The sequence below is a fragment of the Psychroserpens ponticola genome (assembly GCF_023556315.2).
GTDB lineage: Bacteria > Bacteroidota > Bacteroidia > Flavobacteriales > Flavobacteriaceae > Psychroserpens > Psychroserpens ponticola.
The window spans coordinates 318,015-344,182 of record NZ_CP116221.1 but is presented as its reverse complement, the minus strand read 5'-3'; the positions used below and the strand labels follow the sequence as shown (position 1 = coordinate 344,182).

Sequence of the window (26,168 nt, the reverse complement as noted above, 5' to 3'; positions counted from 1 at the left end):
ACTATTTAATCTTCCCAATTATCAGTTCTATAATGTTCATCTTCACCTTCTAAAATTTGAAGATAACTTCTGTATCTAGAATAGGAAACTTCATCATTATCTAAAGCTGCTTTAACAGCGCATTTAGGCTCCTCTTTATGCAAACAATTATTGAATTTACAATCTTGTTTGAGTTCAAAAAACTCTGGAAAATAATCACCAATTTCTTCCTTATCCATATCAACGATTCCAAAGCCTTTAATACCAGGTGTATCAATAATTTTTGCTCCAAAACTCAAATCAAACATTTCTGCAAATGTTGTTGTATGTTGCCCTTGACTATGCTGCGTAGAAATTGCTTTTGTTTTTAAATCTAAATCTGGCTCAATCGCATTTACCAATGTTGATTTTCCAACTCCAGAGTGACCAGCAAACATGCTGACCTTATCTGTCATTAGTGCTTTCACTTTATCTACATTCTTTCCTGTTACTGCTGAAACACCTATACATTCGTAACCAATTTTTCGATAGACATGCGCTAAATATTTCACCTCATCTAAAGTGGTATTATTATAAGTGTCAATTTTATTAAATAGCAATACTGTTTTTATAGAATAGGCTTCCGCAGTCACTAAAAAACGATCAATAAAACTGGTGAAAGTTGGAGGATTATCAATAGTAATCAACAAAAACACTTGATCAATATTTGAAGCAATTACATGAGTCTGTTTAGATAAATTTACCGATTTACGAACAATATAATTTTTACGATCATGAATGGTATTAATGACACCTGTAGTTGTATCATTATTCGTTTCCAATTCAAAATCAACAACATCACCAACAGCAATAGGATTGGTACTTTTTATGCCTTTTAATCTGAATTTACCTTTAATTCTACATTGATAAACAGCACCAAGATTTGTCTTAATGGTATACCAACTTCCTGTAGATTTATAAACGGTTCCTGTCATTACAACAAAGATGCTAATTATTATAGCATTTACCAATAAAAAAAGGCCGTCAATTGACAGCCTTTTTAGTTTATGAATTTATATTAGTCCTTTTTCATTCGACCCAATTTATCTTCAGACTTTCGAGATGAATAAATAATATATTCTGTAGGAGTGCTTCTGTAATGCACTCTTGGTCTTAAAACTAATTGATGCTTTTCGACATCTTCTTGATCTACACGTGTCATGACACCATTATCATCAAACATGATTGCAGCAGGAACTGCTTTATTGTAATTCCCCAACCATTTAATGTCTTCGATGTCAGTAATTCCGTAATTTTTCTTATTATCATTGAATAACACAGTTAATTGCCCGTTTTCATAAATAGGCATTGCGCTTAAATATTCAGGACCTTTTCCTAGAACACCAATTGGAACACTTACACTAGCACTCACTGTAAAATTTGAATTTCCAGCAAAAGCAGCAAAACCAATTGCTAATGATGAATACGATGCTTTTTGTTTTTTAGGGATCACATTTGCCCAATCTACTGAACCATCAGGTGCAATAGAAGTCACAATAATTTCATTATTAATATGTGTGATTGGTGTAATTTGCAAAGGTCCAATCCCAGAAGGTCTTCCAACAATAATTAGTTGATATTCTGAAAGCAATATAAGTCCACCATCACTCTTTTGAACTAAACTATGTGTAACATAAAGAGGCTTAACATCCTTTCCTTTTTTAGCTCTACGCTCGCCTAATAATTTCACTTTAGTGTCATAATCAAACTCGTTAAACTTTAATTGATCTACACTTTTAGCATTAACATCAACTACTGAAGCATACACGCCTTTAAGCTCTTTATTTGCTTTACCATTTTTTCTTACACTAGAATAAAATCCAACTAATCGTACTTTACCATCTTCACCAGCTAACATTTCACAATTGATAATTTCTTTATTAGTAAAGGCGATATCTATAACTTCTTTTTTAAATCCGTTAGAAGATTTAAATGCATGAAGTTGAAATTTCTCATGATTTGTTTTTGTTTTTCTATCTCTAAAACTTTCGTTAATTACAATAAAAACATCATCATTAAAGTTCACATCAAAATCAGCGATATCAAACTCTAATCCTTTTCTATCGTTAAAAGGAACTTTTTCTATTTGTTCCATCAATATATCAAGGTTATTATTAATCAGTTTTATTTCATACTGAATCACTTCTTCTTTATCAAATAAAGCCGCATGCAAAATTAAAAGTCGGTCACGATCAGGAGATTCTTTTATGTAAAATGCACCACGTTCTCGTTTTTTGGTCACTTTAGTAGAAAATAGTTTCTTCGCATTTGATGTTAATTTCCCATCTTCTGAAATCTCGACTGCTAGTAGATTTGCAATTTTAGCTTTTTTATCATAGACACTTCCAAGAATAAAAACTTTGCCATCTAAAACAGCAATTTCTTCAAATTCTGGCTCTTTGTCTTTAAAATCTGACATTTCGATTTCATTAGTTGAAATCAAAGCCATGTCATCAGATTTAAATACTTTAATATAGAAGTTTTTACCTTTTGTAGCCAGTGTGTAGATTTTACCGTTGGCTTCACCAGCGATTCTGACAATCTTTTCTTTATCAGCTTCTATTTCTTTTCCATGAGTGATTGAAATTGGGCCAATATTTTGCGCGTTTACTAGTAATGAGAGGCCAACCATCATTATTAGGCACATCATTTTTTTAATCATAAGTTGAGTAATCTTGTTGTTGTTGAAAATTCTTTAGTTAACAAAAATAGACTTTTAATTGACTTTACAAATGTTACAGTCTATAATCTAATTGCTTTTCTAGAAGCAACATGCATGCCATTAAAACAAAATATTAGCGAAGACAAAAAAAGCCTCGAATAAACGAGGCTTGTTTTTTAATGATTAATAATCTTTTCTTGGTGATTAATCGATTCTTGGTGAATGGCTTTAAACATGCGTAAAATAAACTCTTCACTGAGTCCTTTTTCATCACCTTCGAGAACCATTTTTCCTAAAATCTCATTCCAACGTTTGCTTTGTAATACAGCAACGTTCTTTTGTTTTTTAAGCTGACCAATGCCATCGGCTACTTTCATTCGTTTGCCTAATAACTCAATAAGTTGATTATCTACAACATCAATTTGAGCTCTTAAATTATTAAGTTCGCTATTATATTCTGCTTCAGGATCTGTTTCTTTTCTAATTCTCAAATCCGTCATAATCTGCACCAAATGTTCTGGTGTGACTTGTTGAGCAGCATCACTCCATGCTTTTTCTGGAGTTGTATGAGTCTCAATCATTAAGCCGTCAAAATTAAGATCCAATGCCGTTTGAGATACATCAAAAATCATATCACGTTTTCCAGTTATATGTGATGGATCATTAATTAATGGCAAATCTGGAAATCTATTTTGAAATTCAATAGCAAGTTGCCATTCAGGAATATTTCTATATTTAGATTTCTCATATGTAGAAAAACCTCTGTGTATGGCTCCTAAGTTTTTTATTCCTGCTGTATGCAATCTTTCGATGCCGCCTAACCATAAAGCCAAATCTGGATTTACTGGATTTTTCACGAGTACAACCTTGTCTGTACCTTTTAAAGCATCAGCAATTTCTTGCATTATAAATGGGCTCACAGTAGATCTTGCACCAATCCATAATAGATCAATATCATGTTCTAAAGCAAGTTCAACATGATTTCTATTGGCTACTTCTGTTGCTGTTTTTAATCCTGTTTCTGCTTTAACTTTTTGCAACCATTTTAAACCTAAAGCACCAACACCTTCAAAATTTCCTGGACGTGTTCTAGGTTTCCAAATGCCAGCTCTGTAATAATTTACATCTGTGTTTTTAAGCTCGTTCGCTATTTTTAAAACTTGTTCTTCGGTTTCTGCACTGCATGGTCCAGCAATTACTAGAGGATGATTTAATCCTAAATCATCTAACCATGTTCTCATTTCTTTTTTATTTTCCATAATCTTTATTAAGCAATTCCTTTTAATATGTCTTTTATATGATTTGTATTTTGCATTTCCTTAAATATCTCTTCGAAATCGTCAGATTCCATCAATGATTTAAACTGTTTTAAATTATTGATATATTCATCAAGAGTCTCAATTACATTCTCTCTATTCTGTTTGAATATTGGTGTCCACATAGCTGGTGAACTTTTTGCTAAACGCACTGTACTTTCAAAACCACTTCCAGCCATATCAAAAATATCGCGTTCATTTTTTTCTTTTTCAATGACTGTTTTTCCTAGCATAAAAGAACTTATATGTGATAAATGTGACACGTAAGCGATGTGTTTATCATGAGCTTCTGAATTCATATACCGAATACGCATTCCTAAGTCTGAAAACAACTGCAAAGCTTTCTCTTGAAGCTTAAATGCTGTTTTTTCTACTTCACAAATAATATTAGTTTTCTTCTGAAACAATTGATGAATAGCAGCTTTTGGACCAGAAAATTCAGTACCAGCAATGGGATGCGTTGCTAAAAAATTACGACGCTTTTTATGATTTTCAACAGCTTTGCAAACTGGACCTTTAGTAGAACCAACGTCTATAACTAAGGTTGAATCTGAAATTACATCTAACACTTTTGGCAATTCTAAAACTGCTTTATCAACTGGAATAGACAGCACTACTAAATCGGCTGATTTTAAATCTGCATATGTTGCTTTTTCATCAATAAGATTGCGTTCTAAGGCGTCTTCTAAGTGAGACATTTTAGTATCTATTCCGAAGATTTTAGCATGTTTATTCTTAGACTTGATATCTAAAGCCATACTTCCTCCAATTAACCCAACTCCTATGATATATATATTATTCATTTTTATTTCAATCTTGCTAAGGCTTCTTCTAATTGATCTTGAGGTGCACAAAGCGATATTCTTATGTAGCCTTTTCCGTTAGTTCCAAAAATTGTTCCTGGAGTAATAAACACTGACTTTTCTTTCAGTATCAAATCGATATATTCTTCAGCATCTATATAATCAGGAAGTTTGCACCAAACAAATAATCCTGCTGCATTTGTATCGTAAGTACATTTAAGTGCTTCTGCAATTTTCCATACGATTTGTCGACGTTGTTCATATACGCTATTGAGACTAAGGTACCACATATCAGAACAGTTTAAAGCTTCAATTGCGCCTTTTTGAATTCCTAAAAACATCCCAGAATCCATATTACTTTTAACACGTAAAACGGCATCAATATATTCGGTTTTACCTAATAACATTCCAACTCTCCAGCCAGACATATTGAATGTTTTACTTAAAGAATTTAACTCTAGACACACATCTTTAGCATCTCGATATTTTAAAATACTTCTTGGGTAACGATTTAAAATAAAACTGTAAGGATTGTCATTTACTATTAATATATTATGACGTTTAGCAAAAGTTATTAAATCTTCAAATAATTTATTAGTTGCTTGAGCTCCTGTTGGCATGTGCGGATAATTAATCCACATTAATTTTACTTTTTTAAGGTCCTTTTTCTCTAAGGCTATAAAATCTGGAGACCAATTATTTTCTTCTGTTAAATCGTAAAACACAGGTTTTGCGCCTACTAAATTAGTAACTGATTTGTATGTTGGATAACCTGGATTAGGAATTAACACCTCATCACCTTCATTTAAAAATGCCATAGAAATGTGTAAAATCCCTTCTTTACTTCCCATTAAAGGCAAGACTTCTGTTAACGGGCTTAGAGGCACGTTAAAATGTCGTTTATAAAAATCTGTAATAGCTTCTCTAAATTCTGGAATGCCTTTATAACTTTGATATTTATGAGCTCCATCTTCATTAAAGATTTCAACCAATGCATTGAGAACACGTTCTGGCGGATTTAAATCTGGGCTTCCAATTCCTAAATTGATAATCGGTTTCCCTTGAGCTTTGAGCAGATTTACTTCTCTCAATTTCTTTGAGAAATAATATTCTTCAACATTTTTTAATCGATCAGCAATCTGTATCATAGTCTTGCATTTTTATATTCTCCTAGTACTTTAAAATCTTGTGCCATGATTTTCATGATAGACTTCGCCTTAATATAATCGCTATATGCATCAAAAGTGACATCAACAAAAAAAGCATATTTCCAAGGTGTTTCAATTTTCGGAAGCGATTGTATCTTGGTTAAATTTAACTTACAATCACTTAATACATTCAAAATAGTCGCTAAACTTCCTCTTTTATGGTCTAATTCAAATTTTATAGACGCTTTATTAATTTCTATTTCTGGTATTTCAGAATTTTTAGTTTTTACGATAAAAAACCGTGTCTCATTATGCTTTATCGTTTGTATGCTTTCCGACAAAATTTGAAGTTGAAATAACTCAGAAGCTAATCTTGATGCAATAGCAGCAACATTTTTTAATTGGTTAGCTTGAATGCGTTGCGCTACTTCAGCTGTATCTTTATCTTCAATTAATTTTATATGTGGAAATTTCTTAAAAAACGCTTTACATTGTAACAATGCCATTGGATGAGAATACACTTCTTTAATGTCCTCAATGGTTTGATTTGGCAAGGCCATTAAATGATGCTGAATATCTAAATAATGTTCACCAACTATATGCAAACCAAAATTATCAATTAATGCGTAATTAGGAATGATAGAACCAGCAATAGAATTCTCAATCGCCATAATAGCAGCATCATTTTTAGCATTCATAATGCTATCTACAACACCATCAAATGTTAAATATTCTGAAACATCAATCGTCTTATCAAAAAACTGCTGTGACACAATGTGATGAAATGATCCTTTAACTCCTTGTATGGCTACAGTTTTTATCATAAAAAAAGTCTCGATTTTCATCGAGACTCATATTAAATTTATTGTTGTAAATTATACATATAACGCCTCTATCTTTTAGCTAAAAAAGAAATAAAACCAGTTATAATATGCAAAATTTAGTGTATTCATGTTATTAATATGTTGCTAATGTAATTATTATTTTAGTAAATCAAAATTGTTATACGTTATTTTTGAGTTTTGCGTTACCGTTTTAAAGAATTCATAATTTAAAGGTAGGCATTGGTTATAATTACTATTTTTGAATAAACTATTTGATATATGTCTATTGAAGTTGAAAATATTTCTAAAATCTATGGCGAACAAAAAGCGCTAAACAACATTTCATTTTCGGTTAATAAAGGTGAAATTGTTGGTTTCTTAGGTCCTAATGGTGCTGGAAAATCAACACTTATGAAAATATTAACGACATATATTAATGCTACTGAAGGCAAAGCAAAAGTTAATAATTTTGATGTTATAGAGAGCAAACAAAACGTTCAAAATAGCGTTGGCTATCTTCCAGAGCACAATCCTTTATATCTCGAAATGTATGTTAGAGAATATTTGATGTTTAACGCTAACGTCTACAAAACCTCTAAAACTCGAGTTAATGATGTTATAGAACTCACAGGATTGACACCTGAAGCACATAAAAAAATCAGTCAACTTTCAAAAGGCTATCGTCAACGTGTTGGATTGGCAAATGCATTATTACATGAACCTGACGTTTTAATCCTTGATGAACCAACAACAGGTTTAGATCCGAATCAACTGGTTGACATTAGACATTTAATAACAACCGTTGGCAAAAACAAAACGGTGTTTTTATCGACACATATCATGCAAGAAGTTGAAGCTATTTGTGATCGTGTTATCATTATAAATAAAGGTGAAATTGTAGCCGACAAAAAACTAAAAGAGCTTAGAAATGCCAAAGAACAAACTGTTATTGTAGAATTTGATTATCGTGTAGAGGATGCGTTTTTATTAAAATTACCTAATGCAAAAACAGTAAAAAACACGCACGACTTTGTTTATGAAATTACATTTTCTACAACTGAAGATATGCGATCTTACGTTTTTGATTTTGCTCATGATAATCAATTAAAAATTCTACAATTGAATCAAAAAAATGCAAGTCTAGAACATCTATTTAGAGAGTTAACTTCTGAATAAAATTTATTCAAAAATTAATCTACCTGTGTAGAAGCGTTCAACATCTATTGTTGGAGGTGTATTCACAACAATCACATCACCTGTACTTCTAATTTCTCCTGTAAGTGATAATTGTGGATTTATGACTAAATCGTTACTACTTCGTTGAAAAATTCGAATGTTTTGAGCGATTAAATTTCGACCTTCAAAACGCGAATCACCTGAATAATAACCTACAAACAAATTTTCAACTTCTCCTCTTATAAAAATCGTAGAGAGATTATTAATCACACAATCTAACTGAATACAATCGACTTTCACATTAAAGTCTCCATCGCTATTTACATCTCCATCTGCATTAAAATCTTCTGAAACCAATCTCAACTCATCAAAAGCCAGAACACCATCGCTACGCACTGTTAATCCTGAACCGTTTCTAATTTCGGTTAAATTTGGAACACTTACATACACTTTGGTAATACCATAATCTCTATTAATATTACAGGCGTTATTGTTAGTGATTAGTAATCTGTTATTGACCACTTTTACTTCAATATCATTCAATAAATACGCACCAGTTTCAACAACAACTTTCTGTATTGGATCCTGTTTTACAATGAGCTCAATTCTAGGAAAAACTGTAATTTCGGTAAATACATTTACATTAAACTCTTCTTGAATAATATCACCAGAATTTTGAAAACAGTCTGGTGTATTTTCATTATTACATGAAAACACTACAAGTGCTAAAATTATATAAAGTAATTTTTTCATAATCTGACTCCTATTCCAAATTCTACTGCTTCAGCTTTAGCTCCATGCGACTTTAGAGTAATTGCTCCAAAGAATCTATCTCCAAAATAACGTTTCATTCCAACTCTGTTATAAACACGTCCTTCAAAATCATATGGATAATAAATATAATAACCCAATTGTGTGACGATAGACATTTTATTAATAAATAACTCGTGACCAACAAAAACACCAACACGCTTCCAGTCTTCGTCACCAGAAACATCCAACTCAGGAAAGGCTACAGAATAGAAATAAATTAGCTCTTCTAAAAACTTAGAAAAGAACACATCTGTTCCCACTTGAATGGCACTTTTTCGATTTAAACGCTTATCTGCATAAGCTGATACTATATAAAAGGGAAATTGACCAACATCAATAATATCACTTTCGTTAACACCTGTTCTGAATGCTAAATTATATTTGATTTTCTCCTTGAATTTTTTGTTTTCAGTAGAAGGAATATATTCAGGTTCGCTTTCGTAATCGAACATATAATTTGTTCCTACATTAAAAACAAATGTATTTGTTGATGTGTTAGGTGCTTTAAAATTAGCATTAGAATAATGTATAACAGAAATACCTGCTTGCAAACCAAATCCTTTAAATAAATTTTCTTTCTTATAATTGAACATCACATACGTCGTACTCAACAAATGTGATCCGTAAGCATTGTTTTTAAAATTCGTTTCTTTATCATAAGGGTTAGTATTATATGCAATCCCTTGACCAATTCTTAAATTGAGATTTCGCTTTAGAAAGTAAAAATTATAATGCGCATACAAACTATAATTCTCTCCTAAAACAGGGTTTTTCATATCCTGATAAATGAAAGAAAATCCCCAATCTGGATAATTAAATCGACTTTCCCAATCTTTAAAACCGTAAGTTTTTTTGTTGTAACTTAAAATAAATCCTTTGGGATGGTCTGTAATTAGATGAGCAATGTCTGGATTATGTTCTAAAATAGTACCAGAAAACAGGTTCGCATCTAAAGTAAAGATATTGTCTTTTTCATCTTGTGAAAACAAGAATCCACAACAAAGTGTCAATAAGATAGTAAGGTTAAACTTCATGAGTTTTATTCTGACGCAAAAGTAACAGAATAATTGAAATAACAGTTATGATAAATCTGTAAGTGCTTGCTTTAATAATTCAAAAACCGTTGAGATATCTTCTTTCTTAGAGGTACCTACAGAAAGTCTAAACCAATTAGAATCTATCGATGTTCCAAAAGCATAAAATGGAACAATTGCTAGTTTGGCTTCAATAAGCAAATAACTTGTCACTTCTTGAATTGTAGTTAAGATTTTTCCATTTGAAGTTTTTTTGCCTATGAGATCAAACTGAACTGTTAAGTACAAAGCCGCTTCTGGTTCAATAGCATTTACTGGCAAACCTTTAGATTTAAGTTCTTGAAACCCTTCGTAAAAGTGATTTAATCTAAAATCTAATTCGCTTTTGATATGTTTTAAATAATTAGACACGGCTTCCGATTGATTTAAATATGAAGCAGTAGCCATTTGCTCTGCTTTAGGAGCCCAAGCACCAATATGACTTAACATGGCCTTCATTTTATCAATAACATGACTAGGACCAAAAGCCCAACCTACACGTACTCCTGTAGCAGCGAATGCTTTTGAAATTCCATCGACAAAAATGGTATAATCTCGCATTTCAGGCACGAGTTCAACTGGATTATAATGCTTTGTCGTTCCATAAGTTAATTGCCAATAGATTTGATCGTAAAGTACATACAAAGGTTTTATGTTTTGGATGGCTCTACGTTTGTTTTCGATAACAACTAATTGAGAAATTTCAGTTAGAGTTTGTTTATCAAAAGTTGTTCCTGTTGGATTTAACGGCGAACAGAGTGCTATTAAATTCACATGTTGAATATGTGGTTGAATGTCGCCAACTGTAGGCATAAATTTATTTTCAGGCTTGGTTTCAACAATAACAGCATTATTACGAGCTAGATAGGTATAGGCATCATTATTCCATGAAGGCACAGGATATAACACAGTATCTTCGAGGTCTAAAATTGTTTGATATACTGCGTAAATTAATGGTCTTGCTCCTCCAGAAATTAAGATTTCATTTTTAGAATACTCAAGTTCAAGGTTCTTAGACAAATAAGAGGAAACGCTTTCACGAAGTGCTTCCATGCCATTTGCAGCAGGATAATTCGTTTGATTGTTATGGTAAGCCGAAACGATTTCTTCTTTTAACTCATTTGGAATAGGAAAAATACTCGCATCAAAATCACCAATAGTTTGGTTATAAATTATATCTCCTTTAGCTTTTAAAGCTCTGACTTCTCCAGCAATTTTTATGATTTCTGAACCTTTTAATCCTTCGGCTAATTTTGATGTTTGCATAACTTTTACTAAATCGTTTTCGTAGTGCAAAAGTAAGGCTTAATTAATGATTTTAGAAATGTGGTTTTCAAATTAAAACACCTTAGACGCAATGGTTTTTATATTATCACTCTTACCCATTGAATAATAATGTAATACAGGGATTTTTGCCTTTTGAAGTTCTAAAGATTGTGTGACACACCATTCAATTCCGACTTGTTTGACCTGCTCATTATTTTTACATTTCACAATTTCAAGTATCAAATCTTCAGGTAGATCTACATGAAATCGATGTGGAATTAAATTGAGTTGCTTTTTAGTTGCAATAGGTTTTAAACCTGGAATAATAGGAACAGTAATACCTTCACTTCTACATTTATCTACAAAATCAAAATACTTTTTATTGTCAAAAAACATTTGCGTCACAATATATTCTGCTCCATTTTTAATTTTCTTTTTCAAAAAATGAATATCACTATCTAAACTTGGAGCTTCCATATGCTTTTCTGGATAAGCACCAACACCAACACAAAAATTGGTTTCAGAAGTGTTTTTTAATTCCTCATCTAAATACCTACCTTTATTTAATTCAGTAATTTGACTTACTAACTCGCTTGCATACACATGTCCTTCTTTTTCTGGCTTGAAATACGTTTCCGTTTTTACGGCATCACCTCGCAATGCCATAACATTATCAATTCCTAAAAAATCAAGATCTATTAAGAAATTCTCTGTGTCTTCTTTTGTAAATCCACCACATAAGATATGAGGTATTGCATCTACATTATATCTGTTTTGAATTGCGGCACAAATACCAACAGTTCCTGGTCTTTTTTTAACAACTTGTTTTTTCAAAAGACCGTTTTCTAGTTCTTTATAAACATATTCTTCTCTATGATAAGTAACATCTATAAAAGGTGGTTTAAATTCCATTAAAGGATCAATATTATTAAAGATAGATTGAATATGTTGCCCTTTTAAAGGTGGTAATATTTCAAATGAAAACTGAGTGTTCCCATTTGCTTTTTTTATGTGTTCTGTTACTTTCATTTTATAATGTTCACGTTAGAAAAGCAATCAACAATGAGACTGTTGTTAATAGTAATAACTGTATGGCGAATCTTATTTCTAGTTTATGTTTTTTCATCGTCTTGACTTTAAAAATTTATACACAAGAATACAACGTAATTTAAATGTTACTGTGCTCCTAAGTCTAAGAAATTGTTAAGTTTCTGCAAGGTTTGGGTTTAACCATTTATTAGCTATTTCTTCAGAGATTTTTCTTCTTTTGGCATACATTTTTAATTGATCTTTTGCTATTTTTCCTAATCCGAAATACTTTGCTTCAGAATTTCCAAAATAATAACCACTTACACTTGCAGCTGGCCACATGGCTAAGTTTTCAGTTAGCTTTACACCAATATTTTTTTCTACATCTAATAGTGCCCAAATAGTAGCTTTCTCTAAATGATCTGGACATGCAGGATAACCAGGAGCTGGACGAATTCCTTTGTAAGTTTCTTTAATTAGCTCATCATTAGTTAAGTCTTCATTTTGAGCATAACACCAATGTTTCGTTCTCACTTCTTTGTGTAAATATTCTGCAAAAGCTTCAGCCAATCGGTCTGCTAATGCTTTAATCATAATTGAATTATAATCATCATTATCAGCTTCAAATTGTTGCGCCAATTCTTGAGTACCGAAACCTGTGGTAACACAAAATGAGCCAATATAATCTTGAATCCCTAAATCTTTTGGAGCAATAAAATCTGCTAGAGCATGATTTGGAATTCCTTCTCTTTTCTTCAGTTGTTGCCGAAGTGTTAGGAACGTGTACGTTTGTTCATCATTGTGACCTCTTGACTGCGCTCGAGGTGACATGGTCACTTCAATATCATCATCATTAACCGAGTTCGCTGGAAACAAACCGAAAACAGCTTTAGCTTTCAACAGTTGTTCCTCAAAAATGCGCTTCAAAAGGTTTTGAGCATCTTTAAACAGTTCTAGCGCTTGAGTACCAACAATATCATCCTTTAAAATATCTGGATATTTTCCATGTAAATCCCAGCTTCTAAAAAACGGACTCCAGTCAATAAATGCTTCAAGTTTTCTAACATCAAAATCGTCAATAATTTGAATTCCTAACTGATTAGGTTTTACAATTTCAGTTGTTTTCCAATTGATTTGATATTTATTTTTTCGAGCATCTTCTATAGATATATATTCTTTACGTTTACTTCTAGACAAAAATTGCACGCGAAATTTATCGTATTCTACTCGTATTTGATCTTTATAGATTTGATTGTCTTTCTGCAACAAATTGCCTACAACTGTTACTGCTCTTGAAGCATCATTTATATGAACCACAGTATGCTCATAATTTGGAGCAATTTTTATTGATGTATGTGCTTTAGATGTGGTTGCACCACCAATGATTAATGGTATGGTTAAATTTTCCTTTTTCATAGCTTTCGAAAGGTATACCATTTCATCAAGTGATGGCGTTATCAATCCACTTAGTCCGATGACATCAACATTTTCTTTGATTGCTGCATCTATTATTTTTTCTGGAGGCACCATGACACCCAAATCGATGATTTCATAGTTATTACAGCCTAAAACTACACTGACAATATTTTTACCTATATCATGTACATCACCTTTTACTGTTGCCATTAAAATTTTACCTGCAAACTCTTGTTTACCATCTTTTTCAGCTTCAATAAAAGGTTGTAAATAAGCAACAGCCTTTTTCATTACACGTGCTGATTTCACGACTTGAGGTAAGAACATTTTCCCGCTTCCGAAGAGATCACCAACCACATTCATTCCAACCATTAAATGCCTTTCGATAACTTCAATGGGTTTCGCTGAAGCCAATCGTGCTTCTTCAACATCCTCAATAATAAAGGCATCGATTCCTTTAACGAGACTATGTGTTATTCGGTCTTGTAATGGCTCGTTTCTCCATTCTAAAATTTTGGTTACATCTTCCTTTTTATTGCCTTTAACAGTTTCGGCAAAATCAAGTAATCGATCTGTTGCATCATTACTTTTATCAAACAAAACATTTTCAACATGCTCTAATAAATCCTTCGGAATTTCATCATAAACTTCAAGCATTGTTGGATTAACGATTCCTAAATTCATTCCGTGTTGAATGGCATGATATAAAAACGCAGAGTTAATAGCTTCACGAACCACATTATTTCCTCTAAAAGAAAATGACACATTACTCACACCTCCTGAAACATTAGCGTATGGTAAATTTTCGCAAATCCATTTTGTAGCATTGAAAAAATCCAAGGCATTTAAACGATGTTCATCCATTCCTGTAGCAACAGGAAAAATATTAGGATCGAAAATAATGTCTTGAGGCGGAAAGTAAACTTGATGCACCAAAATATCATAGGAACGTTTACAAATTTCAATGCGTCGCTTGTAAGTATCTGCTTGACCAACTTCGTCAAAAGCCATAACAATTACAGCAGCTCCATAACGCATAACGAGTTTTGCTTGTCGGATAAATTCGGTTTCTCCTTCTTTTAAACTTATAGAATTGACGACGCATTTTCCTTGAACAACTTGAAGTCCAGCTTCTATAATGTCCCATTTAGAACTATCAATCATTAATGGAATTCGAGCAATATCAGGTTCTGACGCAATAAGATTAAGAAATTTAGTCATTGCAAATTCACCATCTAACATGCCTTCATCCATATTAACATCTAGAATTTGAGCACCACCTTCAACTTGATCTCTTGCAACACTTAGTGCTTCATCATAGTTATCTTCTTTAATTAATCTTAGAAACTTTCTAGAACCAGTAACATTAGTTCGCTCACCAATATTAATAAAGTTACTTTCTGGAGATACAACTAGAGGTTCAAGACCAGATAGCGTTAAATATTTATTTCGTTTCTTCATCTTATAAATTAGTTCTCGACTATGTTCGAACAGACAGTTGTTCTAGGTAAATAATTTTCAGCAACTTCAGCAATCGCTTTAATGTGCTCAGGATTTGTTCCGCAGCAACCACCTATAATATTTATTAATCCGTCTTTAAGATAATCTTCAATCAATACCTGCATTTGTTTTGCAGATTGATCGTACTCACCAAAAGCATTAGGTAAACCTGCATTAGGATGTGCAGAAGTATAAAAGTCCGTTTCATGTGACAGACGTTGTAAATAAGGTTTGAGTTGTTCTGCGCCTAAGGCACAATTAAATCCGACACTTAAAAGAGGAATATGAGAAATAGACGTTAAAAATGCTTCAACAGTTTGACCAGATAGTGTACGTCCTGAAGCATCAGTGATTGTACCTGACACCATAATAGGAATATCAAATTGACGTTCTTCTTTAACTTCTTCAATAGCAAATAAAGCGGCTTTGGCATTTAGTGTATCAAAAATGGTTTCAACTAAAAGGACATCTACTCCACCATCAATTAAAGCTTCAACTTGCAACTTATAAGCAACTCTTAATTCATCAAAAGTGATGGCTCTATATTCTGGTTTATTAACATCTGGAGACATACTAGCAGTCTTATTTGTAGGCCCAATACTTCCAGCTACAAATCGAGGTTTTTTAGGATTAGATTTAGAAAATTCATCAGCTACTTTCTTAGCTATTTTTGCAGATTCGTAATTTAGTTCATAAACCAAATCTTCCATATTGTAATCTGCCATAGCAATGGTTGTTCCCGAAAAGGTATTGGTTTCTACGATATCTGCTCCTGCTATAAAATACAATTTATGAACATCTGCAATTGCTTGTGGCTGTGTTAGTGACAATAAATCATTATTCCCTTTTAATGAGGTTGGATAATTTTTGAAACGTTTGCCTCTAAAATCATCTTCGGAAAAATTATAACGTTGCAACATAGTTCCCATAGCGCCATCAAGCACTAAAATTCGTTTTGATATTTCTTCAACAATAGTACTCATAAGCATTTCTTTAAAGTCTCGTTATAAATAGATTGGTAACTTGAATCGAAAATTGGTTTAAGGATTTTTATAAGTTGCTCGTACTCGATTAGAAAAGCATCATGACCATGAATGGATTTAATTTCAGAAATATTGACATTATCTCGAGTTAGTTTTAAATCGACATATGCATTCCAATTATCATCAGATTTAAAAAACAAATCACTAGGAATAGTCACCATATGAATTGTTGAATTTATTGCACCAACAACTTCATTAAAAGTTCCTCTATTTTTAGTTATATCAATGGTTTTTAAAATCTGGTTCATCAACTTATAGGCCGATAAATTAAATCGTTTACTCAATACTTTGCCATGATAATCTAACCAGCTCTCTACATTAAATCTTTCTTTAGAAACTTCTGTTCGTTGAAACTTATTAGTGAACGATTCTGGAGTTCTATATAAAGTCATAGCGTGCATTCTAGCATCAACTAATGGTAAACTTGAATTATTCAAAATTGAATCTTGTATGTGGCAATTAGCAATTAACCAATCTGTAGATTTCCAATCGCTAGCAACAGGAATTAAATGTGTTGCTAAATTTGGCTCCAAAGCTGCAAGTTCCCATGCAATTCCTCCACCAACAGACCCTCCAATTACAGCGAATAACTTATTAATTTGTAAGGACTTCAATCCGATTGAAAAAATTTCAGCAATAGTTCTAGCAGTAAAGTCTTTATAATTTTCAATAAGATGTTTTTCTACATTATCATATCCATTTCCAGGAATATTAAACGCTAAAATTGCAAATTGATTGGTATCAATACATTTATTTTCACCTATTAAATCACTCCACCAACCCTCTTTTCCACAGACATTAGAATTCCCTGTCAAAGCATGATTAACCAAAACAATTGGTGCTTCATTTAGAGGCTTCCCAAAAAGCTGATAGGATAATATTATATCTTGAGTTGTTTTTGAATTTAGCTCAAAACTTGAAATCGTTATATATTTTAATGACGACATTTTAAAATTTTAATAGTGTAGATGCCACGTATTATGGCATTACGCAGCATCTTATTAAACACTAATTAATATGATGCTAAAACCGTTTGTTTAAGAACTCCAAAAGCTTCCTTAAGATCAGTCTTTAAGTCATCTATATTTTCAATTCCGACAGATAAACGAATCAAATCATTTGTAACACCTGTAGTTAGTTGAGCTTCATCACTCAATTGTTGGTGCGTTGTACTAGCAGGATGAATAATCAAAGATTTTGTGTCACCAATATTAGCTAGTAAAGAAAAAAGCTTAGTTGTATCTGCAATTTTCTTAGCAGATTCAAAACCACCTTCAGCACCAAACGTTACAATTCCACTTTGACCATTTGGTAAATACTTATCTGCTAAATTTTTATACTTACTAGATTCTAATCCAGGATAATTTACCCAAGAAACTTCAGGTTGTTTTTGCAGCCATTTTGCTAATTCAAGTGCATTTTCACTATGTTTTTTTATTCGAAGTTCTAGTGTTTCTAAGCCTTGAATAATTTGAAATGCATTAAATGGACTTAAAGCACCTCCATAATCTCTTAGCCCTTCAATTCTAACTTTTGCAATAAATGCTGCTGCTTCTAGAGCTTCGCTATAGACCAAACCATGATAACCAGCAGAAGGCTCTGTGAATTCTGGGAATTTCCCGTTAGTCCAATCAAAAGTTCCAGCATCAATAATGACGCCTCCAAGCGCAGTTCCATTACCATTAATGTATTTGGTTAAAGAGTGTATTACAATATTAGCACCATACTCTATAGGATTTAACAAATAAGGTGTAGCAACCGTATTATCAACAATTAAAGGCACTTTAAATGTTTTAGCTTGTTGAGAAATAGCTTTAATATCCAATACATCTAGTTTAGGATTTCCTAAAGATTCAATAAAAAAGGCACGTGTGTTTTCTTGAGCTGCTTTTTCAAAATTTTCTAGATTTGAAGGATCTACAAAAGTTGTTGTAATTCCATGTCTTGGAAGTGTAACACTTAACAAATTATAGGTTCCTCCATACAAACTACTTGAAGCAACAATATGATCGCCAGATTTAAGCAAAGTCAGCAATGTAGTTGAAATTGCTGATGTTCCAGATGCAGTAACAACTGCTGCTATTCCGCCTTCTAAAGCTGCTAGTCTTTCTTCTAAAACGCCATTTGTTGGGTTGTTTATTCTGGTATATATATTTCCAGGTTCAGTAAGAGCAAATAGATTTGCTGCATGATCTGAATCGTTAAAAACATAAGCAGTAGATTGGTAAATAGGAACAGCTCTTGTTCCTCCATTTTGTGTAACGTCATGTCCTGCGTGCAACGCTTTTGTTGCAAATTTTTGTGTACTCATTTTTCTAAGTTTTTGAGTTAATAAATTAAACCAAAAGCCAAATAAGCCTCATGAGAAGCATACTTAATAGAAAAATATTATAAAGAAAAACGTGATTACAGATGAGTAATTACGTGTGGTTATCTATCCGAATAAGCGATAAATGAATCGCGTCTTCAAGTAGAATTTAGCACCTTCTTAATTGCTTAAGGGTTGCTAAGGCTTCAATGGGTCTAATCCCTCCGCCTTTCTTGATAACATTTCAGTAAGTGTTTGAACTTTGTGAACACAAATATTGCAACAGAAAAATTACAATTCCAAATTTATCTTTGAATTTTTAACTTTTTTTATGAGATTCTTATTTTAAAGCTTTTTAATTCAATTATTACTAATACAGCTTTTAGACAACTTCAAAATATTGAAAATCTACTATTTAGCATTAATTGATTTTAAATAATTCTGACGAATAACATCTCCAACTGGTTTGTTTTGAATTTTACTTTCCAACCAAGAAATAATATCTAAATACAAAAATGCTCTGCGTTCGTATGGATGGTTTTCATATGTTTTAAGTGTGTCTCTTAAATTCATAAAAGCCTGTTTTATATCTTGCGGATAAATATCTTGCAATCCTCTTAAAAATTTAATCATCTCTATTTGTACTTCATATAAATCATTAATCTTTATTAAAAATTTATAGGTGCTTTTGAGTAAGGTTTCAATATGATAATCTAGACCAGCTTCATAATGTGCAACAAGATTTAAGACACGTGCAAAACATTGTAAATCTTCACGCATTAATAAAGATTTATTGCTAATGATTTTGTCTAGATAAAAAATACATTCTTTATTATTTCCATTACCAAAATGCATACTTGCAAATTTATAATAGAAAATCATAACATGATGCTCGTCTAACCTGTTTTTAAAGGTCTCTAATTCCTTTTCGATTTTTGAAATAATCTTTACGCCATCTTGAAAAGTTCCATCAATAAAATATAAATTAATCGAATTGAGGTTTAAATATAGAAATGTTAATGCCTGAACGTTTTCATCGTTAGGAAACTTTTTTTCGGAAGTTACATCTTGAAATTTCAATAAGTGATCTTGAAATTTTTCTTTATTACCAATAAAAAAGAGTGCCTCAAGCAGATAGTTATTACCTTTTAAAAAAAACACTGGATTCACTGTAATCATCTGTGGATTCTCATAAAATAAGTTCACCCACTTAAGTGCATATCTATAACAACTTCTAAAATCTTGCAATAAGAAACTATACCATAAATAAGCATTATACAACCACAATTTCTCTCTAAAGCCTAAGTCTTGAATGTTGAATTCAGGAAGTCTATCATTAAAATAATCTTTAATTTCTTTACTCTCAGTTTCATTTTTGACATAACCAGATTTCAGAATAATGCCATACAATTGCAATGATAAGTTTGAAAGTTTACTCGCCAATAAATTAAGTGAACTCAGCTCTTCAGCTTGAAGAGTCAACTCATCAGCTCTTGTGCTAATACTTCTGGTTATATATTGTGATTCAATTATTTTTTCAAGTTCAACAATTTCGTAAGCAAGATTTTTTTCTTCGTTTTGTATTGCAACCTCCTTAGATTTATCTAATATTTTCAAGCTTTGTTTGTACAATCCTTTATGATACAGAATCGAAGCAAAATCTAATTGTTCTCTAATTTGAGATCTTATGTTTTGATGCGAAGGATTCAACTTTAGGCTAATCAATATTTGCTTATATAAATGTGCTTTTACATTAGCTAATTGCTGCTTTTTTACAATCCCTTTTTTTAAAATAGAAAACTCGTCATAGGTTTTAGATTTGTCTAAAAAATTAAAAAGATTTAGAAATTTTGAATCCTGATTCACATCCAATCGACCAACATATAATTTGAATTGTCGTTTTTCAGATTTGGTTAAGGATTTAACCAACAAAAATAAATTGTCTTTTTGGTCTTTAGTCATCAAACAGAATTTGATTTAAAATATTGAATATCAGGTTTTTTATGACGAAAAACAATGTTGAACATCGTAATCTCAATTCAAATAAAAACAGTAATGAATAAGCAAAGTATAAATTCGTAAGACAACAGAAAAATAAATTCCGATAAATGTCTGATAATAATGTTCAAATCTTTGATACAACCTTAAGAGATGGTGAGCAAGTACCAGGTTGTAAACTCAATACGAGCCAAAAGCTAGTTATTGCTGAGCGGCTCGACCAATTAGGTGTTAATGTCATAGAAGCTGGTTTTCCTGTCTCTAGTCCTGGTGATTTCAAATCGGTTGAAGAAATTTCTAAATTAATCAAAAATGCTACAGTTTGTGGATTAACTCGTGCTGTAAAAAATGATATCAAAGTTGCTGCAGAAGCATTAAAACATGCTAAATTTCCAAGAATACATACAGGAATTGGAACTTCAGAATCTCATATAAAATTCAAATTCAATTCTAATCAAGACACCATTTTACAACGCGCTTACGATGCAGTAGCTTATGCAAAATCATTTGTTGAAGATGTAGAATTTTATGCTGAAGATGCTGGTAGAACTGATAACGAGTTTTTAGCTCGTGTTTGTGAGAATGCAATAAAAGCTGGAGCGACAGTATTAAATATTCCAGATACAACTGGTTATTGTTTACCTAGTGAATATGGTGCAAAAATGAATTACCTGAAAGAAAATGTAAAAGGGATTGAAAAAGCAATTTTATCTTGTCATTGTCATAACGACTTAGGCTTAGCAACAGCCAATTCTATTGAAGGTGTGATTAATGGTGCTCGACAAATTGAATGTACAATTAATGGCATAGGAGAACGTGCTGGGAATACTGCTTTAGAGGAAGTTGTAATGATTTTAAAACAACATCCATATCTTAATTTAGATACAACTATTAAAACAGAAAATTTATATGGTATAAGTCAACTGGTTAGTGACAGCATGGGAATATACACTCAGCCAAATAAAGCCATTGTAGGCGCGAATGCTTTTGCTCATAGCTCAGGAATTCACCAAGATGGTGTTATAAAAAACAGAGAAACTTACGAAATCATAAACCCTAAAGACGTTGGTGTTACTGAAAGTGCCATTGTATTAACTGCTAGAAGTGGTCGTGCAGCGCTAGCTTATCGCGCTAAAAATGTTGGCTATGAACTCACCAAACTTCAGCTTGATAATGTATATGCAAACTTCTTAACTTTTGCAGATCAAAAAAAAGAAATCAATGACACTGACATACATCAAATCATTGAAACAAGTCAAGTATATCGACAAATAATTTCAGCTTAAATGGGAAAAACATTATTTGATAAAGTTTGGGATTCGCATGTGGTTGATTCGATTGAAAATGGACCACAAATTTTATATATCGACAAACATTTAATTCATGAAGTTACAAGTCCGCAAGCATTTAATGAACTTGAAGATCGTAACATTCCTATCTTTCGTCCAGATCAAATTGTAGCGACTGCAGATCATAATACACCAACAACAAACCAACATTTGCCCATTAAAGATGAGTTATCTAGAAAACAGTTAGAACAACTCTCTAAAAATTGCAAAAAAAACAACATTAGACTATACCAACTCGGACACAAATACAATGGTATTGTTCATGTTATGGCTCCAGAATTGGGCATCACACAACCAGGAATGACAATCGTATGTGGAGATAGTCACACCTCAACACATGGTGCTTTTGGAACAATCGCCTTCGGTATTGGCACAAGTCAAGTTGCTCAAGTTTTTGCAAGTCAATGTTTATTACTCACAAAACCAAAAAGTTTACGAGTTACAGTCGATGGTACGTTAAAAAATGGCGTATTACCTAAAGATGTCATTCTCTATATCATTTCAAAAATTGGCACTAATGCTGGTACTGGGTATTTTTGTGAATATGCTGGTGATGTGTTTAAAAACATGTCTATGGAAGGCAGAATGACAGTCTGCAATATGAGTATTGAAATGGGAGCACGTGGCGGAATGATCGCACCAGATCAAACTACTTTTGATTACGTTGAAGGCAAAGAATTTGCTCCAAAAGAAAAGGACTTTGAAAAAAAAGTAGCCTATTGGAAGACTCTTCCTACTGATACAGACGCTGTTTTTGACAAAGAATATCATTTTGATGCAGAAGACATAGAACCAATGCTGACTTATGGAACAAATCCAGGAATGGGAATTAAAATTTCCGACTATATTCCAAAAACTAATGATGTTTCATTTGAAAAATCATTAGAATATATGAATTTCAAAAAGGGAGATTCCTTAATAGGAAAACCGATCAATTTTGTCTTTATCGGAAGTTGTACAAATTCACGTATTGAAGATTTTAGAGTTGCTGCCAATTACATAAAAGGAAAACAAAAAGCAGATAATGTTACCGCTTGGTTAGTTCCAGGAAGCAAGCAAGTTGAAGCTCAAATTATTGAAGAAGGTTTGAAAACAATTTTTGACAATGCTGGCTTTGAATTACGCCAACCTGGATGCAGTGCATGTTTAGCAATGAATGAAGATAAAATTCCACAAGGTGAATATTGCGTTTCTACAAGCAATAGAAATTTTGAAGGCAGACAAGGACAAGGCTCAAGAACCATATTAGCAAGTCCGTTAATGGCTGCTGCAACTGCAGTTGAAGGCAAGATAATTAACATCACTAAACAGTTGAATTAGTATGGAGAAATTTAAAATAGTAAGTTCAACAGTAATTCCTCTGGATATTGAAAACGTCGACACCGATCAAATAATTCCTGCGCGTTTTTTAAAAGCGACAGACAGAAAAGGTTTTGGTGAAAATGCTTTTAGAGATTGGAGATACAATAAAGATGGAACAAAAAACACTAATTTCATATTGAATAACCCAAATTTCTCAGGTTCTATATTGGTAGCAGGTAACAATTTTGGTTGTGGCTCTAGTCGCGAGCATGCAGCTTGGGCTTTAACAGATTTCGGATTTAAAGTGATTGTATCGAGTTTTTTTGCGGATATTTTTAAAGGAAATGCTTTAAACAATGGTTTATTACCTGTTCAAGTTTCTGAAAAATTTCTAAAGATTTTACTAAAGAAAATTAAAAACAATCCAGATATAAAATTAACTGTAAATCTTGAAAAACAAACTATAGCTACTGAAAACATAAATCTATCTGAAGATTTCGAAATAGATGCTTACAAAAAAACATGTATGATAAATGGGTATGATGATATTGATTATCTAATTAGCAAAAAGGAAACTATTGAAATCTTCGAAAACACCTACAACTAATAATAAAGAATTAAAACACTAACAAAATCGCATAACGTCGAAACTATATGAAACTAAATATTGCTGTTTTACCAGGTGATGGAATTGGACCAGAAGTCACCAAACAATCTATAAAAGTATTAAAAGCGATAGCTCAAGAATTTGATCACACGTTTAGGTTTAAGGAAGCTCCAGTTGGAGCAATTGCTATTGACAAAACTGGCGAGTCTTTACCAGAAAAAACATTAGATCTTTGCAAGTCAACAGATGCCATTTTATTTGGTGCTATTGGTGACCCTAAATATGACAATAACCCTTCAGCTAAAGTGAGACCTGAACAAGGCTTATTAAAATTGAGAAAAGAATTAGGATTGTTTGCAAATATAAGACCAGTAAAAGCATATAATAACTTACTATCAAAATCACCTTTAAAGCGCGAGATTATAAAAGGCACAGATATTAGTATTTATAGAGAGCTAACAGGAGGTATTTATTTTGGAAAAAAAGAACTAAGTGAAGATAAAAACACAGCGTCAGATTTGTGTGAATACTCACGATTTGAAATTGAACGCATTACTCATTTAGCTTTTAAAGCGGCTAGAACTCGAAAGAACAAAGTAACTTTAGTTGATAAAGCAAATGTATTAGAAAGCTCACGTTTATGGAGACGTGTTGTTACTGAAGTATCTAAAAATTACACAGATGTTAAACTTGATTTTCTATTTGTTGATAATGCTGCGATGCAAATGATTCTGAACCCGAAACAATTTGATGTCATACTAACTGAAAACATGTTTGGTGACATCATCAGTGATGAAGCAAGTGTTATTGGAGGTTCAATTGGCTTATTAGCGTCAGCTTCAGTTGGTGAAAAATATGCAATGTTTGAACCTATTCATGGTTCTTATCCTCAAGCTACTAATTTAGGCATTGCTAATCCAATTGCTTCTATTTTATCAGCAGCCATGTTACTAGACCATTTTGAATTATTTGAAGAAGCTGAATTAATCAGAGAAGGCGTTGAAATATCATTAAAACTAAATATCACAACTCCAGACTTAAACACAAAATACGACCATATTTCGACTAGTAAAGTTGGTGATTTTATAGAGGATTTCATAAACAATCCGAAAGATACAACTATGAATTTTTCAAACATACACATTGGACAATCTACTATTATTTAAAATTTTAAGGGTAAAAGTCTATTAATTGTAGTGGAATTGTAAAAGCATCTGTTTTCAGATGCTTTTTTATTATACCAAAAACTGAAACAAATCCGGTTTGTCGTTAAGGTAATCACCATAAAAGTTATGGAGTTTCATTTTAGTAATTAAAGGCGATAAGTCATTCGGATCTTTTAATTCCAATCCAACAACAGCAACATCATTTTCTCGGTTTGCTTTTTTTGTATATTCAAAATGAGTAATATCATCTGTTGGACCTAATATATCTACAACGAAATCTCTCAAAGCTCCTGTTCGTTGTGGAAACTTAATAATAAAGTAATGTTTAAGGTTGGCATAAAGTAATGCACGTTCTTTAATTTCAGCCGTTCTTGTAATGTCATTATTACTTCCACTAATAATACAAACCACATTTTTACCTTTAATTTCTTCTGAAAATTGCTCTAGAGCACAAAGACTCAAAGCTCCTGCTGGTTCAACAACGATTGCTTCTTTATTGTATAAGTCTAGAATGGTCTGGCAAACCTTTCCTTCTTCAACTTCAACAACACGATGCAGTGTCTCTTTACAAATCGCAAAGTTTAAATCACCAACACGCTTAACAGCAGCTCCATCTACAAAATTATCTATCGTTTTTAATTCAATATTTTTATTTGCTCTAATTGACGTTAACATTGAAGACGCTCCTTTTGGCTCTACGCTAATAATTTTAGTTTGCGGTGATAAAATTTTAAAAACTGATGAAACACCAGCAGCAAGTCCACCACCACCAACAGGCAAGAACACATAATGAATTGGGTGTAATTCAGCCTGAGCTATAATTTCTAAACCAACGGTTGCCTGACCTTCTATAACTTTCTCGTCATTAAACGGATGAATAAATGTTTTATTTAAACGTTCGCATTCTTGCATTGCTGCATGATATGCGTCGTCAAATGTATCTCCAATTAAAACAACATTCACATACTCTTCGCCGAACATATTTACCTGTTCAATTTTTTGATTAGGCGTAGGTGAAGGCATAAAAATAGTACCTTTAATTTTTAATAATTTACACGAAAGCGCAAAACCTTGTGCGTGATTTCCTGCACTAGCGCAGACAATTTCATTTTCAATTTGAGACAAACTTAAAGATGAAATTTTATTATAAGCACCACGAATTTTGTAAGAGCGAACTTCCTGTAAATCTTCTCTTTTAAAAAAAATATTAGCTCCAAACTGTTTCGAATATTGCGCATTTTTAATCAAAGGCGTTACAGATGCAATCCCTTTTAATTTTTCAGCAGCTTCTTCAACAGCTTTAAGTGTAGGTCTATATGTCGTTGTGGTATTTTCCATGTAATGAGATCCT

21 protein-coding genes and 1 riboswitch are annotated in these 26,168 nt (G+C 32.3%); of the genes, 5 read left to right on the top strand and 16 right to left on the bottom strand.

Annotation, left to right across the window (positions count from 1 at the left end; genetic code table 11):
• Positions 1 to 5: 5 nt before the first annotated feature.
• The 6 genes from rsgA to MUN68_RS01380 form a co-directional block, all read right to left on the bottom strand.
• Positions 6 to 953, bottom strand: a complete 948-nt coding sequence (rsgA, locus tag MUN68_RS01405) for a ribosome small subunit-dependent GTPase A (RefSeq protein ID WP_249995098.1) — start codon at positions 951 to 953, stop codon at positions 6 to 8.
• An 83-nt stretch (positions 954 to 1,036) separates the two neighbouring features.
• Positions 1,037 to 2,680 carry a hypothetical protein gene (locus MUN68_RS01400; RefSeq protein ID WP_272792393.1) on the bottom strand — a complete coding sequence of 548 codons (1,644 nt, stop codon included), beginning with the start codon at positions 2,678 to 2,680 and terminating at the stop codon, positions 1,037 to 1,039.
• Between the two features lie 176 nt (positions 2,681 to 2,856).
• Positions 2,857 to 3,939 carry a bifunctional 3-deoxy-7-phosphoheptulonate synthase/chorismate mutase type II gene (locus MUN68_RS01395; protein ID WP_249995100.1) on the bottom strand — a complete coding sequence of 361 codons (1,083 nt, stop codon included), beginning with the start codon at positions 3,937 to 3,939 and terminating at the stop codon, positions 2,857 to 2,859.
• A gap of 8 nt (positions 3,940 to 3,947) precedes the next feature.
• Entirely contained in the window at positions 3,948 to 4,799 is an 852-nt protein-coding gene (locus tag MUN68_RS01390; RefSeq protein WP_249995101.1) for a prephenate dehydrogenase, read from the bottom strand.
• A 2-nt stretch (positions 4,800 to 4,801) separates the two neighbouring features.
• Positions 4,802 to 5,947 carry a pyridoxal phosphate-dependent aminotransferase gene (locus MUN68_RS01385; protein WP_249995102.1) on the bottom strand — a complete coding sequence of 382 codons (1,146 nt, stop codon included), beginning with the start codon at positions 5,945 to 5,947 and terminating at the stop codon, positions 4,802 to 4,804.
• Entirely contained in the window at positions 5,944 to 6,771 is an 828-nt protein-coding gene (locus MUN68_RS01380) for a prephenate dehydratase (protein WP_249995103.1), read from the bottom strand. Before MUN68_RS01380 ends, MUN68_RS01385 begins: the two co-directional genes overlap by 4 nt.
• Positions 6,772 to 7,050: 279 nt before the next feature.
• On the opposite strand from MUN68_RS01380, the gene gldA reads away from it, so the two are divergent.
• Positions 7,051 to 7,947: a gliding motility-associated ABC transporter ATP-binding subunit GldA gene (gene gldA, locus MUN68_RS01375; protein WP_249995104.1), complete on the top strand. Its 897-nt coding sequence runs from the start codon at positions 7,051 to 7,053 to the stop codon at positions 7,945 to 7,947.
• Between the two features lie 3 nt (positions 7,948 to 7,950).
• Here the strand turns inward: gldA and MUN68_RS01370 are convergent, their stop codons facing one another.
• From MUN68_RS01370 to MUN68_RS01330, 9 genes are all read right to left on the bottom strand, one after another.
• A complete protein-coding gene (locus MUN68_RS01370) occupies positions 7,951 to 8,700 on the bottom strand; it encodes a head GIN domain-containing protein (RefSeq protein WP_249995105.1) in 750 nt (249 codons plus the stop codon).
• Complete coding sequence (locus MUN68_RS01365) at positions 8,697 to 9,794, bottom strand: acyloxyacyl hydrolase (protein ID WP_249995106.1); 1,098 nt, start codon at positions 9,792 to 9,794, stop codon at positions 8,697 to 8,699. Before MUN68_RS01365 ends, MUN68_RS01370 begins: the two co-directional genes overlap by 4 nt.
• A gap of 45 nt (positions 9,795 to 9,839) precedes the next feature.
• Positions 9,840 to 11,099 (bottom strand): pyridoxal phosphate-dependent aminotransferase, encoded by a 1,260-nt coding sequence (locus MUN68_RS01360; RefSeq protein WP_249995107.1) that lies wholly within the window; start codon positions 11,097 to 11,099, stop codon positions 9,840 to 9,842.
• 72 nt (positions 11,100 to 11,171) lie between these two features.
• The gene (gene metF, locus MUN68_RS01355; protein WP_249995108.1) at positions 11,172 to 12,128 is read right to left on the bottom strand and encodes a methylenetetrahydrofolate reductase [NAD(P)H]; all 957 of its coding nucleotides are present in this window, start codon (positions 12,126 to 12,128) and stop codon (positions 11,172 to 11,174) included.
• A 174-nt stretch (positions 12,129 to 12,302) separates the two neighbouring features.
• Positions 12,303 to 15,005, bottom strand: a complete 2,703-nt coding sequence (gene metH / locus MUN68_RS01350) for a methionine synthase (RefSeq protein WP_249995109.1) — start codon at positions 15,003 to 15,005, stop codon at positions 12,303 to 12,305.
• Positions 15,006 to 15,013: 8 nt separating this feature from the next.
• Positions 15,014 to 16,027, bottom strand: coding sequence for a homocysteine S-methyltransferase family protein (locus MUN68_RS01345; protein ID WP_249995110.1), 1,014 nt, complete (start codon positions 16,025 to 16,027; stop codon positions 15,014 to 15,016).
• Entirely contained in the window at positions 16,024 to 17,034 is a 1,011-nt protein-coding gene (locus MUN68_RS01340; RefSeq protein ID WP_249995111.1) for an alpha/beta fold hydrolase, read from the bottom strand. The genes MUN68_RS01345 and MUN68_RS01340 overlap by 4 nt, the downstream gene beginning before the upstream one ends.
• Before the next feature lie 65 nt (positions 17,035 to 17,099).
• Positions 17,100 to 18,398 carry an O-acetylhomoserine aminocarboxypropyltransferase/cysteine synthase family protein gene (locus MUN68_RS01335; protein ID WP_249995112.1) on the bottom strand — a complete coding sequence of 433 codons (1,299 nt, stop codon included), beginning with the start codon at positions 18,396 to 18,398 and terminating at the stop codon, positions 17,100 to 17,102.
• A 116-nt stretch (positions 18,399 to 18,514) separates the two neighbouring features.
• A riboswitch (SAM riboswitch) is annotated at positions 18,515 to 18,638 on the bottom strand.
• A 168-nt stretch (positions 18,639 to 18,806) separates the two neighbouring features.
• Positions 18,807 to 20,357 carry a hypothetical protein gene (locus MUN68_RS01330; protein WP_249995113.1) on the bottom strand — a complete coding sequence of 517 codons (1,551 nt, stop codon included), beginning with the start codon at positions 20,355 to 20,357 and terminating at the stop codon, positions 18,807 to 18,809.
• A 146-nt stretch (positions 20,358 to 20,503) separates the two neighbouring features.
• On the opposite strand from MUN68_RS01330, the gene MUN68_RS01325 reads away from it, so the two are divergent.
• The 4 genes from MUN68_RS01325 to leuB are packed head-to-tail and all read left to right on the top strand — an operon-like array spanning position 20,504 to position 24,817.
• On the top strand, positions 20,504 to 21,679 hold the full coding sequence (locus MUN68_RS01325) for a 2-isopropylmalate synthase (protein WP_249995114.1): 1,176 nt from the start codon (positions 20,504 to 20,506) through the stop codon (positions 21,677 to 21,679).
• Positions 21,680 to 23,062, top strand: coding sequence for a 3-isopropylmalate dehydratase large subunit (leuC, locus tag MUN68_RS01320; protein WP_249995115.1), 1,383 nt, complete (start codon positions 21,680 to 21,682; stop codon positions 23,060 to 23,062).
• Position 23,063: 1 nt separating this feature from the next.
• The gene (leuD, locus tag MUN68_RS01315) at positions 23,064 to 23,651 is read left to right on the top strand and encodes a 3-isopropylmalate dehydratase small subunit (RefSeq protein WP_249995116.1); all 588 of its coding nucleotides are present in this window, start codon (positions 23,064 to 23,066) and stop codon (positions 23,649 to 23,651) included.
• Positions 23,652 to 23,698: 47 nt separating this feature from the next.
• Positions 23,699 to 24,817: a 3-isopropylmalate dehydrogenase gene (leuB, locus tag MUN68_RS01310; protein ID WP_249995117.1), complete on the top strand. Its 1,119-nt coding sequence runs from the start codon at positions 23,699 to 23,701 to the stop codon at positions 24,815 to 24,817.
• A gap of 69 nt (positions 24,818 to 24,886) precedes the next feature.
• Here leuB and ilvA read toward each other — a convergent pair whose 3' ends face one another.
• Complete coding sequence (ilvA, locus tag MUN68_RS01305; RefSeq protein WP_249995118.1) at positions 24,887 to 26,155, bottom strand: threonine ammonia-lyase; 1,269 nt, start codon at positions 26,153 to 26,155, stop codon at positions 24,887 to 24,889.
• Positions 26,156 to 26,168 lie beyond the last annotated feature (13 nt).